Source organism: Psychrobacter nivimaris, assembly GCF_009812035.1.
Taxonomy (GTDB): Bacteria; Pseudomonadota; Gammaproteobacteria; order Pseudomonadales; family Moraxellaceae; genus Psychrobacter; species Psychrobacter nivimaris.
Genome location: NZ_VZIZ01000017.1, coordinates 55,187 through 70,817 on the forward strand (window position 1 = coordinate 55,187; position 15,631 = coordinate 70,817).

Here is a 15,631-nt window from a genome sequence, read left to right on the forward strand (position 1 = left end):
AAATAAATGTGAAAAGTAGGCGTTAGGATTGTTATTAGTGTCATTTATCCATCCGCCTACTATTCAATTACTATCCACGTGCTTTTCAGTACTGACTTATTTAGGGAATAGCCTATTTAGGAATGTATTCGCTCCAAGGCTGCGCTTGAATGACTTCTGGTGTTTTAAAAATCGTATCAAACTGACCATCGGCACGGATTTGACCAATCATGACTGGCTTCCATAGATGATGATTTTTATCATCCATTTTCAACGTGTAGCCAGAAGGCGCATCAAATGTCTGACCAGCCATGCTGATACGTACCTTATCGACATCGGTGGTGCCTGCTTTTTCAACGGCTTGTTTCCACATGTTGATACCCACATAGGTAGCTTCCATTGGATCATTGGTCACGACTTTTTCAGCATTCGGTAATTTTTGGTCTAATGCATATTGCTTGTAGCGTTTGGTAAATGCACTGTTGGTTGGGTTTTTGATCGACATAAAGTAGTTCCATGCCGCCAAATGACCTTGTAGCAGGCTGGTATCGATACCGCGTAGCTCTTCTTCACCGACTGAGAACGCCATGACTGGAATGTCTGACGCTTTGATGCCTTGGTTCGCCAGTTCACGATAGAACGGAACGTTTGAATCACCGTTGATGGTAGAAATTACTGCGGTCTTTTTACCCGTTGAGAATTTTTTGACATTAGATACGATGGTTTGATAATTGCTGAAGCCAAATGGTGTGTACTCTTCCATGATGTCTGCATCAGCCACGCCTTTCGATTTCAAAAATGCCTTTAAAATCTGGTTGGTGGTACGTGGATAAACATAGTCAGTACCTAACAATACAAAACGCTCTGCACCGCCACCTTCTTCACTCATTAAGTACTCTACCGCTGGAATGGCTTGCTGATTTGGTGCCGCACCCGTGTAAAAAATATTTTCTGATTGCTCTTGTCCTTCGTACTGCACTGGATAAAACATCAACCCGTTTAACTCTTCAACCACTGGCAGTACGGATTTGCGTGATACCGATGTCCAACCGCCAAAGATGACATCTACTTTGTCTTGAGTGAGCAGCTGACGGGCTTTTTCGGCAAACAACGGCCAATCAGAAGCAGGGTCGACGACTACTGGTTCTAGTTGCTTACCGAGTACACCGCCATTGGCATTGATCTCATCAATGGTCATCAGCGCGGTATCTTTTAGAGAGGTTTCAGAGATGGCCATGGTGCCAGATAGCGAATGTAAGATGCCCACTTTGATCGTGTCGCCATCAGCGGCAGGGGTAGTCGTTGTCTCTGTATTTGTTTCGGCTGTTGTCTCTGTGGCTGTCGCGGTTTCGGCAGGCTTTTGACAGCCAGCGAGACTCAAGCTACCAACGACGGCAATCGCTAATAATGAGAAGCGTGATTTGATTTTGCCTTGCAGATGAGTCTCAACAAACTGAGGATTGGCTAAAGTTGGTAACGAAAACATGGACATCTCCTAAATAAACACAAAAGATAAAATATGGCTCCTGAACACTTATTAAGAGTTCAAGTTCCGTGCCAAGTAGAAAAAGCCAATAATCGTGTAATAATTGAGCAATAATTAAGTATTGTTTAATATATTCATTAATTTAGTGCAGGAAGGTTAATAAACTGCACCATAAAGGGGAGATGAACAAAAAAATGGTGCAATACAGAAAACCAAATTTTTAAAATTGAAGAGCTACCATATGAAGAGATTTATCGCTAAAGGCGCTGTTTACTAAAAATTCTGTCTGCCAAAAGCATTTATTGCCAAAGACCTGCAAAACGGCTACGGTAATATCTCTAAGATAGTTACTATTTTGCGCGTTGAGCCAATGCGTGGCTGCCATGATGGATTTTACTGCTAAGGAATGATGTATGAACGCACAATTAACGGATTCGCCTGTCTCAACAGGCCATGGCAGCGTATTACCGCCGCTTAATCAGATAACTAGATTTGCTATCCTGCCATTTGTACTTGGTAGTAGTGCCGTCTTGGGATTGTCTTCGGCGCAAGCGGCCACCAGTAGTGTCGAGCAGGTGACTATTTATCAGGGGCTGGCGAGCGTGACGCGCGCATTGCCAATCACAGGTAGCGGTGAGCAAACGGTGGTGTTTTCGTGCTTGTCACCTTATATGGATAAAGAAAGTCTAAGTGTACAAGCGACGAATAATGTTAGCGTTGGGGAAGTCAGTATCGAAGAGCTGACAGGTGAGCAGGCAGCCCAGTGTCAGTATCAAGATGATGCCAAGGTACAGACGCAGCAAAATACTCTAGCTAGTATTAATGCGGAATTAGAAGCAGCACGGTTAGCAAAGGCCTACTTGCAGAATTTGACCAAAGCCACGCAAGTTAATACAGACAGTACGATTGCCAATAATGCCCGCGATATAGAAACTCAAGCGACCAGTATTAACCAAAGAATTCTAGAGATTCAACAGCGACAAGCGCGTGCCCAAGACGCACTGAATCAACTGATGGCAGGCAGCGCGACATCGACCTTTAACAAGGTGACACAGGTGAGTGTACGTACGGCAAGTCGCTCGCCAAGTAGCGTTAAGTTGCATTATCAAGTGCAAGGTGCAGGTTGGGAGCCTGCGTATCAAGCTCGCCTAAATACAAACAGTGAGCAGTTAAGTATCACAGCTTCTGCGATTATTGCTCAGCAAACTGGTGAGAACTGGACAAACGTACCACTGACACTTAGTACCGTTAATCCTAATCAAAGTACGACGGGGCAATTGCCGTATGTGCAGCGTCTGTCATTGTATGAAGAGAGCGAAGATGCTCGAGTAAGACGTGAGCTACCTATGATGGATGCGTCCCCTGTTATGATGGAAGAGCCTGCTTATAATAAAGGAGCAGGGGCAGCTATGGCACCCCTACCTAATTTTACAGTCAGTAGCCAAAACAAAAATGGCATCATCGAGTATCGTTTACCGCAGTTGGTCAGTATTCCGAGTGACGGGAGACGTGTACGAACCGTGATTAGCGAGCAGGCAGGTAATAGTAAGCTCTGGATTCGCAGTACGCCAAGTGTTGAGACTGCTGCCTACTGGTATGCGTCAGCGCCGTTTTTGACGCCGGACTGGGTCGATGGTTCGCTACAGTTGTACCGTGATGACAACTATGTAGGTCAGTCACGTTATAATTATCAAGTGCTAAAAGAGCAGGGGATTGGATTTGGTCGTGATTCAAATATGCTCGTAAAAGAGCTGACCAATGAAGATAAGCAAGGTGAGAAAGGCGTGCTAAACCGTACGCAAACACTGACGACCACCAAAGCCTATCAGTTTACCAATCAGCACAATCGTAGCGTACGCTTACAAGTACTGGGCAGTGAACCTATCAGTCGTGACGATAGTTTAAAGGTTGCGGTGACGCATACGCCGCCTGTGACCGAGCGAGATTGGAATGACAATCAAGGTATGGTGGCGTGGGAATTTAACTTACCAAGTAAGCAATCACAAGTAATACGTTCAACCTCCCAAATTAGTTATCCTGCCAATAAATTGCTAACTGGCAATTAATAAGTACTATCTATAAAGGCTAATTTATTAATAGGTAAAGTTTGAAATAGTATCTTTGCCTCTATTAAGAATTATCCGCATATCAAAAATGATTATAAAAGGAAAGCTATGTGTATTGTCGCTATTGCTTGGCAATTATTTGATGAGTTACCACTGGTACTACTGTCTAATCGTGATGAGTTTTTGCAGCGCCCAACTGAGCCGCTCCACCAGTGGTCTGACCAACCTATTTATGCTGGACGTGATAAACAAAGCGGTGGCACGTGGTTAGGCATTCATCAGTACGCGTCACCAGCGCAGAGTGCAGAGTATTATGAACAAAATGGTCGTTGGGCTGCGGTATTGAATTTTCGTGATGGGGTGCAGGCAAGCAGTGATGAGCGCTCACGTGGTGCGTTGGTCACCGAGTTTTTAACAGGGACTCTAAGTCCAATGGATTTTGCACGGCAGATTGATTTGCAGGATTATGCAGGCTTTAACCTGATCATTGGCGACGCTGCGCAAGCTGTGATCGTCAATAATCGTGGTCATGCACCCACGCCACTATATTCAGGTCTACATGTTATCTCTAATGGTCAACCAGAGGACATTTGGTTTAAGACAGAGCGGTTGCGCGGACGACTACGCCAAGAGGTGCTGCCATTGATTGCAGAGGATAGCTCACCTACGTACTGGCAAGAGGCGGCTTTTAATGTTTTGTCAGATAGTACCAAAGCACCAGAAGACAAACTGCCTATTACTGGCGTGGCATTTGAAGTAGAGCAGATGTTATCGTCTGTTTATATTGAACCCGTCGCTTTTGGCGATACTGAAACTAGCAAACCTACTTATGGTACCCGCACTCAAAGCATCTTAACGTTGCGTAAAGAGAGAGATACGGGAGCAAACTACACGGCGAATATTATTAGCCGAGAGTTTGACAATCATAATCATAGTCACTAACAATGACTGTTAGTAGATAATAAAAAAACACCCACGGTAATTGCTAATATTCTAGCTACTATCGTGGGTGTTTTGCATTGTACTAATGAGTGACTCATTACATCAGCAGATGATTATTTTGCTCAGGAATGATCAGCTCTTGCTTTAGGGGAAGTTCGCGTACCAATTCTTGCAAGGCACGACGATAAACGCCTCGTTTAAAGTGAATCACTTGTCCGAGTGGATACCAGTAGCTGACCCATTGCCAATGGTCAAATTCAGGTTTCCCTTCATCAAAGCGGATATGTTGAGTATTTGGCTCATCTAAGCGTAGCAAAAACCATTTTTGTTTTTGCCCAATACATAAGGGATGCTGACCATGACGTACATAACGTTTTGGCAAACGATAGCGCAACCAGTCTTGCGTGACTGCCAATAAGTCTACGTGACGCGGATGTAAGCCGACCTCTTCCCAGAGCTCGCGATACATTGCATCCATCGGCGTCTCCCCGCGGTCGATACCACCCTGCGGAAATTGCCAAGCGTTGTGACCAATACGTTTTGCCCACAGAACCTGCCCTTGTGTATTTGCCAAGATGATGCCGACGTTGGCGCGAAAGCCGTCTGCATCTATCATGACTAAACCTTTTAATTTGTTTAAAAATAGCTTGTTTTGACTTGAAACCGTGACAGCAATCGTAATTATTATAAGGTGATTGTTATCGATATCCGCTCAAAACAAGATTTATTACCGTTATTAAACCAAGAAACAAGCAAAATGTGTAACAGTATTTTGCTATAAAATGTTTCACGAGTTTTACCTTTTAAAATCAACTATTTACAAGCAAACTTTTGTAGGTTTTTATACGGCATTTTTAGGCAAGTGTTGATGAGTAGTAATAGGCGGATGAACATACGATTATTTAGTAAACTGTCGAAGTCCACTATTGCGATATTTATAAAGTGATAAAAGCACAGATTTCACTGGCGAGCTAGCAGCAAAACAATGAGCCTATAAAATCTTGCTTTGGCTTATGCTACACTAGCTGGGCAATATATCATTCACACAATAATAATAGGCAATACGCCATTTAAAATAAGGAACATCTGCAATGTCAGAATCAAAAGCAAGCGTCATATGGCAAGAGAACAAAGCCTTTATGGGTGTGTCACCATCAGGACATAATGTACAAATCGATGCTGATAAAGAAAAAGGCTCAAGCCCAATGGAGCTGATTTTGTTAGGACTAGGTGGTTGCGCCAGTTATGATGTCGTAGAGATTTTACAGAAATCACGCCAAGCAGTGACGGATGTACGTTGTGAGCTAACCGCCCAGCGCGCTGAAACCGTACCAGCGGTCTATACCGATATTCATATGCATTTCGTTGTCACTGGTCAAGATGTCAAAGAAAAACAAGTCGAAAAAGCCATCCAGTTATCAGCAGAAAAATACTGTTCTGCCAGCCGTATGTTAGTAGCAGGTGGGGTCAATATCACCCATGATTTCGAAGTGGTTGCAGGCTAGGGACTTATATAATGATAAGTGCATTCTTTGAGTTGGTAACTGACAAAGTGGCGTCTGCCATTTTGGCCATGGTGGTAGCAAGTCTATTGCCATGGGCGGTGTCAATCGTTGCAAAAGTATCTGGTGGCTTTAGAATCAGAAATAATGCACATCCACGCGAATTTTTTCAAAATGCGACAGGCATGGCAGCACGTGCTAATGCAGCACAACAAAACAGCTATGAAACCTTGCCAGTATTTTTGGCGGCAGTGTTGGTAGCGATGCTGTTCTTTGTACCGCAGTCGATTATCAACGTATTGGCTTGGCTGTATGTGATGATACGAATTGGTTTTTGTGTGGCATATATTACTAATTTGGCAATGTTCCGCTCTATCCTTTGGGTATTATCAATGACCTGCTGTCTAATGCTATTTTATTTAGCGATACGAGTCAGCGTCTAGGGCATGTCCTCAATTCAAAAGACAGTTATCTAAACGGATTAAAAATGGCTAAGTTTTGCCAAACAGCGTCAAATCGCTTGCTAGTATCTCGATATTATCTACGCTATTTTTCTCGTTTGACGGCAATTTATCTCATTTTTATCTCCATTTTTGAAATGAGGACACACCCTAGTAAAAATACCCGTAACCGCCAAAACGCTCAAATACAAGCAAGTGATTAATCTCGTACGCTTGCTTGTAGGGCGCTAATAATCACCGCTTTATTTTTTTCTCGTTTGATACTTTCCCACACTGTTTGTGCCTCAACATAGCCTTTGGTAAGCATGCCTAGCCATTGTTTATAACGACCGACCAATACCACATCGTTCTTTGCTTCACCTTCCAAAAACTTGATCTGATGCGCGATTAAATCTTGCCATAACAATGTAGCCGTATTCTCTACGCTGTTAGTACTTTTTTCAGTATCATTATCAACCTGTGCCACTAAATCAGGACGCGTTACTACGCCGCGACCTAACATTAAATGCTGTGTACCTGCTTGCGTCATACAGTTTTGCGCATGCTCAAAGTTCCAAATTTCTCCATTGGCAATGACTGGAATATCGAGCGCATTAAAACTCTGAATTTTGTCCCAATAGGCGGGCGGCTTATAGCCTTGGGTTTTAGTGCGTGCATGGATGGTGAGCCAATCAGTGCCGCTAGAAGCAATTGCGCCGCGAATATCATCCATGCGACTGGTATCGGTGTAGCCCAAGCGAATCTTAGCTGATACTGGTATGTGAGCGGGAACGGCTTGGCGTACGGCACTGATAATCTGATACATGGTTTCAGGTTCATCTAACAATACAGAACCACCGCGATGGCTATTTACTGTTTTTGCAGGACAGCCAAAGTTGATGTCGATAGCAGGCGCGCCAAGCTCACAAGCGTACGCGGCGTTTTCTGCCATCAGCTGTGCTTCACTACCGAGTAGTTGAACATGAATGGGTGTACCAGAAGCCGTTTTGGCATCATGATGTAGTTCAGGTACATACTTATAAAACACATGCGCAGGCAAGACGTGCTGTGTGATGCGGATAAATTCACTGACTGACCAATCATAAGGACGACCCAAGTCAGACGCAATTTGAGTTAAAATTTGGCGCATTAATGGATCGGTCAAGCCCTCCATAGGCGCGAGCAAACGCACGGGAGTCGCAAATAACTGATTAATAGTATTTTGACGCGTTTGAAGTTGCTGGCTATTATTCATGCTGGTGATTCACTGCTAAAGGGTCGTTATAAGAGAGATTGAATAAAACTTGAGGCTGACAGAGGTGTAGGGTAATTAAGTATTACCAAAAATCACTTTTTTCCCCGTCTGTAATCCTGATATCAAATCTTTAATATTGTGGATATCTAGATTATTCTGCGCCCGCGTACAAGCGACATAGAGCAAGCGCAGCTCTTCTGGGCTTATCTTGACCGCGTTGGTGGTCACATCGTAGTAAAAATCATCATCTAGTTGTACTTTGCCCCATTCAAGCCCTTTGGCTTTATGCGCGGTAGAGATGACATAGTCCGCATTTTCGATACTGGTAAGACTATTGACCGCTTGGCTTAATACATTAGTCCCATGATCGTCGACCAGTTTGACCAATGTCTTGAGATCACTGCCTTCATTGGTTTCAGCGTACTCTTGTACATCACCCCAGTTATAAAAATACGCTAGCTCTGGTACACCATAAGCCGATTTACCATTTTTTAAGTTTTCCGCTGCTTGGCAGAATTTGAGCATACGGTCGGTATCGGCTTGTAGCGCCACGCGATGCCCGTGCTTTAATCCTGTCAATAATTGCGACATCGCCGCAGCATTAGTACGGCATAAAATGGCGTCCTTTTTACTGTGTACCATACCTTTATCAGTAGAGGACTGCTTATTTGGATTGCCTTTTAGCGGCACGTCTTCTTGCAGTGCTTTTAATAAGGTGTTGGCCACTTCTGCAATCGGCTCACCAAAGCGAAAAGACTGCGTCAATAACGTCTGAGGCAATGGCAGCTTTTTCATCGCATTGACCGCACCGCGCCATTCATAAATCTGCTGATGAGCATCGCCCACATAGATGACTTGTCTCGACTGCTGGGTCAAGATACCCATCATCAATGGGTCAGCATCCTGTGCTTCGTCAAATAAAATAAAGTCCGCTGGAATACTAGGTTTAGATAAGGCCCACAGCTTAAGATAAATATCATGACCAATACCAGCTGGATGACGCGCATCAATCGACTGTAACCAGCGCTGCTCAACAGCAGGGTAGAGCATCTCACGTAGCTGCTCTGCATCTGAGTCATCGAGCCAGCTTGGGAAAAGTATGTGCCTTGGCGCAGGGTAGCTAGCATGCGTGCTACAGAAATTACTTACTGCATCGCTGACGAACCGAGACAATCGCGCTGGTGTCAGTGTGATGTATTTATTAACCCCATCCATCTGCCGACGCACTTGCACAGGCTGTAGTCCCAAATCATCACCGAGACGCTTGGGTGAAAATCGTGGCAAAGATAGCTTGGCGGTAATATCACGAGCAACATGACGATAAGCTAGTGAGTGAAAAGTACGGCACTCTACATGCGGCGGAAACTTTGAACGAGCATCATTGGCAATCGCTTTGTTAAAAGCCAGATACAGTCCGCGGCCACGTAAGCGCTCACCGATTAGCTTGAGCGTCGTTGTCTTACCGGCGCCCGCATAAGCAACCACTTTAAACGACTTGTGATCCATCGCCATATTCAGCGCGCTCAGCTGCTCGTCAGTGGGATCGCTCATATAAGCTGGCATAGATGCGGACATAATAAAGCTACCTAAATACAAAAATTGATTAAAAATGAAAGGGGCAAAAAAAGCCACTGGGTAAACAATGGCTTATAGATGATGGTGATGCTAAAACGTGATAATAAGCAATCAGCTTACTAATGAGGCAAGAATAAAACGGTGTAATGGTAGTTTAACGCATAGCTATATGTAATCAATAACTTTATTTCAGTCTGGATTAGACTGATAAGTGTTTTATTCTTTGTCTGTCGATACGAGAGTAGGACTGGGCTCTTCTTTGATTAAAATCTTCGCCAAAAACAAACCAAGCTCAAACAACAACCACATCGGAATCGCTAGCATGAGCATCGATACGCCATCTGGCGGCGTGACAACAGCAGCCACAGCAAAACAGCCCACAATGATATAACGACGTTTTTCTTCTAAGCTCTGAATGGAGACAATACCTGCCAATATCAATAGCAAAGTCACGACTGGAATCTCAAACGTTAGGCCGAATACCATAAATAATTTTAAGGCAAAACTAAGATAGCTGTCGATATCCGTCATGGGTAGTACGTTTTGCGGGGCAAACATGATAAAGAACTTTAAGACCCCTTTGAGCACAATAAAGTAAGAAAAAGCCACACCAGCATAAAACAAAAATATAGAGGATAGCAGCACTGGAATAGCAATTTTCTTTTCTTTTTTATACAGACCGGGCGCTACAAATGACCAAATTTGATAAAGGATATAGGGCATCGCCAAAAACGCGGCTACAAATACGGTCAAACGTATCGGTGCCATAAAGTTTGACGTGATATCGGTGGCAATCATGGTCGAGTTGGCGGGTAACTGTGCAACTAATGGGTCAGACAACAAGTTATATAGCTCGCGCGAATAGCCGACCAAGCCTAAAAATATTATCAGTACCGCCACACATATTTTGATCAAATGCCGACGCAGCTCAATCAAATGCTCGGTAATAGGCATATCAGCCAAAGGGCTTAAGACGTCATCTGATGATTCGTTTTGAGTGCTATCAGTTGTTGCTTCATCACCTTGATCAATGCTATCTAAAGCAGGAGTATCTGAAATCGCGAGTTTTTCTTGGCGGCTTTTTTTGCGTTTGAGTAGTTGCATCAGTCAGTCTCCTGCTTATGGTCAGAAGTCTGCATGTTGGCAGGACTGTTGAGTAGGGCGTCCGCTTTATAATTTGGCACATATGGCGGCATTGGGAGCCGACGTGCTTTATCATAAGCGCCCAGTCGAAACCACATATTTTCCCACGGTCGGGTAGTGATGGTCTGAACAACTGGCGCTGCTTTGGCGTTGTCACCTATAGTTGCATCACCCACAGTTGTATCATCTACAACGTCACCGCTGTTACCGCGCTTCGATAATTGACCATTTTCTAATGTATCTGGCTGCTCGTCAGTGGCATAAGCATAGTCGAAGGCTTTTGGCGTGGATGATTGCTGCTTTTGTGTGCGGTTATTTTTATGAGCTTCGTCACCTTTACTGTTTTCAGCATTTGTAGATGCTTCAGAAGCAGGACTATGTGAGCTTTCAAAAGCTTTCATATTGCCGCGCATCTCAGCCATCTCACGCCTCATTTCAGCTTCAGTCTGGCGAATTTTGGCCAGTTCTTTTTGCATTTGCTGACGTGTCTCAGCCAAGTCAAGCTCAGCCTCTATTTCAGACTGCAATGTTGAGACTGTGCGGCGAATTTTGGCATACCATTGCCCAGCCGTGCGCGCTGCCTGTGGCAGTTTTTCTGGGCCCAGTACGATTAGGGCGATAACGCCAAAGAGAAGTAGTTCAGAAAACCCGATATCAAACATAATGGTCCGATGTCACTGTTTAGATGCTATACGTTATGCTTATCATCAACCTTGGTGGTTGAGCGCTCTTCAGTGTGTGCCGTTGCATCGTGGTCAAGAACCGCGTGTTTTTTGGCATGCTCTGTATTTTCATCTTTAACAGCTTCTTTAAAGCCTTTGACAGCACCGCCCAAATCTTTACCAGCATTTCTGAGTTTTGAGGTGCCAAACACGACAACGACAACGACCAATAGTATCAGCCAATGTGTAATAGAAAAACTACCCATAATGGTATCCTTGTGACCTGGTTTTGTGACTTGGTTTGCAGTCTTTATATGCCTGCTTTTAATTTGCAAAAAGGTCTATCTAGCAAACAAAAAGCATCGACATATAATGCGAGATAAAACAGAGCTATATTATAACCTGCACTTATTACAAATAGGTGAAAGCAACAATAATCCAATAAAATAGACGTTTATTTTTTATTTAGGCTTATCTAGCGGCTTTTTCATCGATACCGGATAGCCCAAAACGTCTGCCTAGCTCGTTTAATACGGCATCAGACTCTATATCAAACCATGCCAGTCCAACCAAGGTATGGAACCAGACATCGGCGACTTCATAGATCAGCTCATGACGAGCTTCATCATAGCTTGCTTTGTCTGCAGTCTCATCACAGTTAGCAAAATCTTTGGCAGCGATGATACTTTCTGTGCTCTCTTCACCGACTTTTTCTAATATCTTATTTAATCCTTTAGCGTACAGGCTGGCCACATAAGAGCTGTCGGCATCGGCTTGTTTGCGCTCTGCTAATACGCTATCGAGCTGCTGCAATACAGAGGCTTTATCGACTTGTGCTTGAGCAGTAACAGATTGGGATTGAGACACATCAGTAGAATCAGTATTCGCACCAGTGTTTTCCGTTTCATAAGTGTCGCTAGTAGATTCATGAGAATGATAAATATCCGCAGGGTCTTTTAATACTTTATCGACAGTTTGCCATTCAGGCGTTTGGCCTGATAAATCCAAACGCTGATAAAAGCACGACTCACGTCCCGTATGGCAAGCAATGCCGCCAGCCTGAGTCACACTAAGCACAATCACATCTGCGTCACAGTCTAGACGAATATCATGCACAGTTTGCGTATGACCTGATGACTCACCTTTATGCCACAGCTTGGCACGCGAGCGTGAAAAATAAACCGCTGTTTGTGTTTGTGCAGTGAGCTGTAATGCCTCTGCATTCATCCATGCCATCATCAAAATACGACCTGTCTGATGATCTTGAGCAATTGCAGGAATCAAACCATCATCATTAAAAGTTACGGCAGTCAGCCAAGCAGGTAAAGTCATAATGTATTTGTCGTCTTATAGGTAGAAAGTGAAAAAGAGTGGTAAGTAATTATACTACTTATGATTAAAGCGGGGAGATTATCTGAAATGCTCTGCAATATGCTGACAACTATCAATATGATGTCAGCTAAATGCGCTATAGAGTGCAACTATGCTAAATGACAGCATACTATTTATAACAAGCGATTCTACAGTCTAAATAAATGCGGATACAGCGCTTCTTTGATCGTATTATCAAGCTTGGTCACTTTATTGAGGTTAAAGTCGTAACCTCTAAAATGCTGGCGCGCCTTTGCTACTATCTCGCCCGTGTGCATCCGCGTGACCTTTAGTATTATATTACCGCCATTATCATATATAGGCTCGACACCCACTTCAAATAATAGCTCTTCTCGTACGCGGATACGGCTCACAATATCTAGCTGCAATTTATCAATAATCAAACCTTGATGGTCTGCATTAATTTCTTTGACACCTTTAGCGTATAGAAACCTTAGCCGCGCTTCGGACAATAGTGCTGTCAGAGATTCGACTGTCATGTGCTGTCCTGCGTCGGCTTCCGTATGACGCACACGCATCACTGTCTCAAAAACAAACAAGTCGTCGTCGAATACTAACTCTTGTTTTGACACACTATCTCCTAGAGTGATGGCCAAAGATTGTTCTACTTATCGTGCTGTAGGTAGCAGCACTGTTATTGTTATCGTCGTTATGACTGTGCATTCTAGCTTAAATATTCATGGTAAATAAGGTGGTTTTAATAGTGTTGATATGAAGATATAGCTCAGTCTCTACTTAAGCACAGCTTAGGCTGACATTCAATCTATTTGGATAAAAATCAGCCGTTTTATTAGCGTTTTTAGGAGAGCCGCTATCGCTTATTTGATGCTGATTACTTGTCTATATTGTCTACTAAAACCTCGCCAAAACTTTACTTGGCAAAACAAGGCACTATCTGCTAAAATAGCGCCTCCCACCTCGAGGCAAATAGAGGTTTAGTGGTTATTTATATAACGATTATTCAGCATGACTATTTGACGACCAGGTTCTAAAACAGAAAAAGAGGCAAATCATCATGAAAGTTAAGATGAAAACCAGAAGCGGCGCAGCTAAACGCTTCAAAAAAACAGCGAATGGCTTCAAGCGCAAACAAGCATTCAAAAGCCATATTTTGACCAAGAAATCAGCTAAGCGTATTCGCCAATTGCGTGGTCTTAAGTTGGTGCACAAGTCTGACGAAGCAGCAGTTCGTCGTATGTGCCCATACATTTAATAGCCTACCGTCATCTATCTTTGATTGAAAATATTTGACTTTGCAATCTGACAATGATGTTTGTTATTTAACGGCATCATCACTCGCTTAACAGTGATTAAAAAATCTTGGAGTAAATTATGGCCCGTGTAAAACGTGGTGTACAGGCAAATCGCCGTCACAAAAAAATCTTAAAGCGCGCAAAAGGCTACTACGGTGCCCGTTCACGTGTTTACCGCGTAGCGGTACAGGCAGTGACCAAAGCTGGTCAATATGCTTATCGTGACCGTCGCAACAAGAAACGTACTTTCCGTCGTCTTTGGATCGCACGTATCAATGCTGGTGCACGCTTAAACGGCTTAAGCTATAGCCGCTTCATCAATGGCATGAAAAAAGCAAACATCGCAATCGATCGTCGCGTCCTAGCAGACATCGCTATGCATGATGCAGCGACTTTCACAGCATTGGTCGAAAAAGCAAAAGCGGAATTGGCCTAAATATTAACCGTCCTTTAGGTATGATGCTTTTAAATAATTATTTATAAGCAATTGTCTAAATGGATAGGACTAATATTGATTAATAGTATGATATTAATAAAAGCTACCGCTGGTCGGTGGCTTTTTTTATATTAAATTATTTTAAGCGTGCTCTATATTGAAACTTTTTTGAGTAAAAATACGCTTATCATCGTCTAAATATTCAAGCCATTCTTCTAACCAGCCTTTATATTAATCTTTTATATAAACATAACTGGATAAATGGTTTGCAATATTTGGTCAAATCCCTACAATTAATAGTCCGTTCAAATCAGGAATAATGCGTCTTATGACTAACCCTGCTGCCACCAACGACTTGTCGGCGCTACCGACCTTGTCTTCAGAGCTTAATGAGCTTAACGAAGCTCAGCTTACCGAATTTGCAAATGCTGCTGAAGCTCTAATCCTACAAGTAACTGATGCGCGTACACTGCAAGATTTTCGTGTGCAATTGACTGGTAAAAAGAGTCCGTTAACGGGCTGGTCAAAGCAGATGGGCAAGCTCGATGCTGATGATAAAAAAACTTATGGCGGCTGGTTGCATCAAGTACGTAGCCGCATTCAGCAAGCACTGACAGACCAACAGCAGCAACTAGAAGTTGCAGCGCTCAATGCCAAGCTAGAAAGCGAAAGCATTGATATCACTTTGCCTGCTCGTGGTGGCCAAAAGGGTCATCTGCATCCAGTAACTATGATTACTCAGCGTATGCAGCAGTATTTTATTCAAGCAGGTTTCAATGTCGCAACTGGCCCCGAAGTCGAGAGCGACTACTATAATTTTGAAGCGTTAAATATCCCGTCGCACCATCCTGCGCGCGCGATGCATGACACCTTTTATTTCGATGCGCATTATCTACTGCGTACGCACACTAGTCCTGTTCAGATTCGTACCATGGAAAAAAATGAGCCGCCGATTCGCATCATTTGCCCAGGCCGTGTTTATCGTAATGACTCAGACCAAACCCACTCGCCAATGTTCCATCAGCTAGAAGGCCTTATGGTCACCGAGTCGAGCACTTTTGCTGAGCTAAAAGGTTTGATTAGTGAGTTTCTAGAAGCATTTTTTGCCAAAGAGCTGACCGTACGTTTCCGTCCGTCGTTTTTCCCATTCACTGAGCCTTCAGCAGAAGTGGATATCTTAGATGATAATGGCAAATGGCTTGAAGTGATGGGCTGCGGCATGGTACATCCACAAGTATTGACCAATTGCGGTATCGATAGCGACAAATACACAGGCTTTGCTTTTGGTATGGGTATCGAGCGCTTTGCAATGTTGTATTACGGTATTGATGACTTGCGCTTATTTTTCCAAAATGACGTGCGCTTCTTAAAGCAATTTGGCTAGAGTTTTCCTTATACCTATATAGTTAGTTCAAGATAATTTAGATCCAAGGAAGGCGAGTGAAAGTGCTACAAATCGTAGACTGAGCGAGCCTGACGCTGTATCTAACTTATATAAGA

Annotated in this window: 16 protein-coding genes; 7 read left to right on the plus strand and 9 right to left on the minus strand. The window is 43.4% G+C overall.

The window, feature by feature from the left end:
• Positions 1-112 precede the first annotated feature (112 nt).
• Positions 113-1,465 carry an urea ABC transporter substrate-binding protein gene (gene urtA, locus FQV37_RS07670; RefSeq protein ID WP_420876993.1) on the minus strand — a complete coding sequence of 451 codons (1,353 nt, stop codon included), beginning with the start codon at positions 1,463-1,465 and terminating at the stop codon, positions 113-115.
• Positions 1,466-1,878: 413 nt separating this feature from the next.
• Here urtA and FQV37_RS07675 point away from each other — a divergent pair, with 413 nt between their 5' ends.
• Both FQV37_RS07675 and FQV37_RS07680 read left to right on the plus strand, forming a co-directional pair.
• A complete protein-coding gene (locus FQV37_RS07675) occupies positions 1,879-3,531 on the plus strand; it encodes a DUF4139 domain-containing protein (protein WP_160022113.1) in 1,653 nt (550 codons plus the stop codon).
• 108 nt (positions 3,532-3,639) lie between these two features.
• On the plus strand, positions 3,640-4,473 hold the full coding sequence (locus FQV37_RS07680; protein WP_160022115.1) for an NRDE family protein: 834 nt from the start codon (positions 3,640-3,642) through the stop codon (positions 4,471-4,473).
• Between the two features lie 97 nt (positions 4,474-4,570).
• On the opposite strand, the gene FQV37_RS07685 is transcribed toward FQV37_RS07680, so the two are convergent.
• Positions 4,571-5,089 (minus strand): RNA pyrophosphohydrolase, encoded by a 519-nt coding sequence (locus FQV37_RS07685; RefSeq protein WP_057761956.1) that lies wholly within the window; start codon positions 5,087-5,089, stop codon positions 4,571-4,573.
• Between the two features lie 475 nt (positions 5,090-5,564).
• On the opposite strand from FQV37_RS07685, the gene FQV37_RS07690 reads away from it, so the two are divergent.
• Positions 5,565-5,978 (plus strand): OsmC family protein, encoded by a 414-nt coding sequence (locus tag FQV37_RS07690; protein ID WP_102093887.1) that lies wholly within the window; start codon positions 5,565-5,567, stop codon positions 5,976-5,978.
• Between the two features lie 11 nt (positions 5,979-5,989).
• Complete coding sequence (locus FQV37_RS07695; RefSeq protein WP_420876994.1) at positions 5,990-6,418, plus strand: MAPEG family protein; 429 nt, start codon at positions 5,990-5,992, stop codon at positions 6,416-6,418.
• 217 nt (positions 6,419-6,635) lie between these two features.
• Here FQV37_RS07695 and FQV37_RS07700 read toward each other — a convergent pair whose 3' ends face one another.
• The 7 genes from FQV37_RS07700 to FQV37_RS07730 form a co-directional block, all read right to left on the minus strand.
• Positions 6,636-7,670 (minus strand): tRNA dihydrouridine synthase, encoded by a 1,035-nt coding sequence (locus FQV37_RS07700; RefSeq protein WP_160022117.1) that lies wholly within the window; start codon positions 7,668-7,670, stop codon positions 6,636-6,638.
• 75 nt (positions 7,671-7,745) lie between these two features.
• Positions 7,746-9,245, minus strand: a complete 1,500-nt coding sequence (locus FQV37_RS07705) for a UvrD-helicase domain-containing protein (protein ID WP_160022119.1) — start codon at positions 9,243-9,245, stop codon at positions 7,746-7,748.
• Between the two features lie 216 nt (positions 9,246-9,461).
• Positions 9,462-10,199, minus strand: coding sequence for a twin-arginine translocase subunit TatC (gene tatC / locus FQV37_RS07710; protein WP_379544901.1), 738 nt, complete (start codon positions 10,197-10,199; stop codon positions 9,462-9,464).
• 149 nt (positions 10,200-10,348) lie between these two features.
• Positions 10,349-11,050 (minus strand): Sec-independent protein translocase protein TatB, encoded by a 702-nt coding sequence (tatB, locus tag FQV37_RS07715; protein WP_160022123.1) that lies wholly within the window; start codon positions 11,048-11,050, stop codon positions 10,349-10,351.
• Between the two features lie 26 nt (positions 11,051-11,076).
• The gene (gene tatA, locus FQV37_RS07720; protein WP_057761945.1) at positions 11,077-11,316 is read right to left on the minus strand and encodes a Sec-independent protein translocase subunit TatA; all 240 of its coding nucleotides are present in this window, start codon (positions 11,314-11,316) and stop codon (positions 11,077-11,079) included.
• A 205-nt stretch (positions 11,317-11,521) separates the two neighbouring features.
• Positions 11,522-12,382 (minus strand): phosphoribosyl-AMP cyclohydrolase, encoded by an 861-nt coding sequence (gene hisI / locus FQV37_RS07725; protein WP_160022125.1) that lies wholly within the window; start codon positions 12,380-12,382, stop codon positions 11,522-11,524.
• A gap of 188 nt (positions 12,383-12,570) precedes the next feature.
• Positions 12,571-13,014, minus strand: a complete 444-nt coding sequence (locus FQV37_RS07730) for an acyl-CoA thioesterase (protein ID WP_102093896.1) — start codon at positions 13,012-13,014, stop codon at positions 12,571-12,573.
• Positions 13,015-13,457: 443 nt separating this feature from the next.
• Here FQV37_RS07730 and rpmI point away from each other — a divergent pair, with 443 nt between their 5' ends.
• The 3 genes from rpmI to pheS all read left to right on the plus strand — a co-directional run bounded on the left by rpmI (position 13,458) and on the right by pheS (position 15,515).
• Positions 13,458-13,655, plus strand: coding sequence for a 50S ribosomal protein L35 (rpmI, locus tag FQV37_RS07735; protein WP_057761939.1), 198 nt, complete (start codon positions 13,458-13,460; stop codon positions 13,653-13,655).
• Between the two features lie 119 nt (positions 13,656-13,774).
• Entirely contained in the window at positions 13,775-14,131 is a 357-nt protein-coding gene (gene rplT / locus FQV37_RS07740) for a 50S ribosomal protein L20 (RefSeq protein ID WP_011281252.1), read from the plus strand.
• 328 nt (positions 14,132-14,459) lie between these two features.
• The gene (gene pheS, locus FQV37_RS07745) at positions 14,460-15,515 is read left to right on the plus strand and encodes a phenylalanine--tRNA ligase subunit alpha (RefSeq protein ID WP_160022127.1); all 1,056 of its coding nucleotides are present in this window, start codon (positions 14,460-14,462) and stop codon (positions 15,513-15,515) included.
• Positions 15,516-15,631 lie beyond the last annotated feature (116 nt).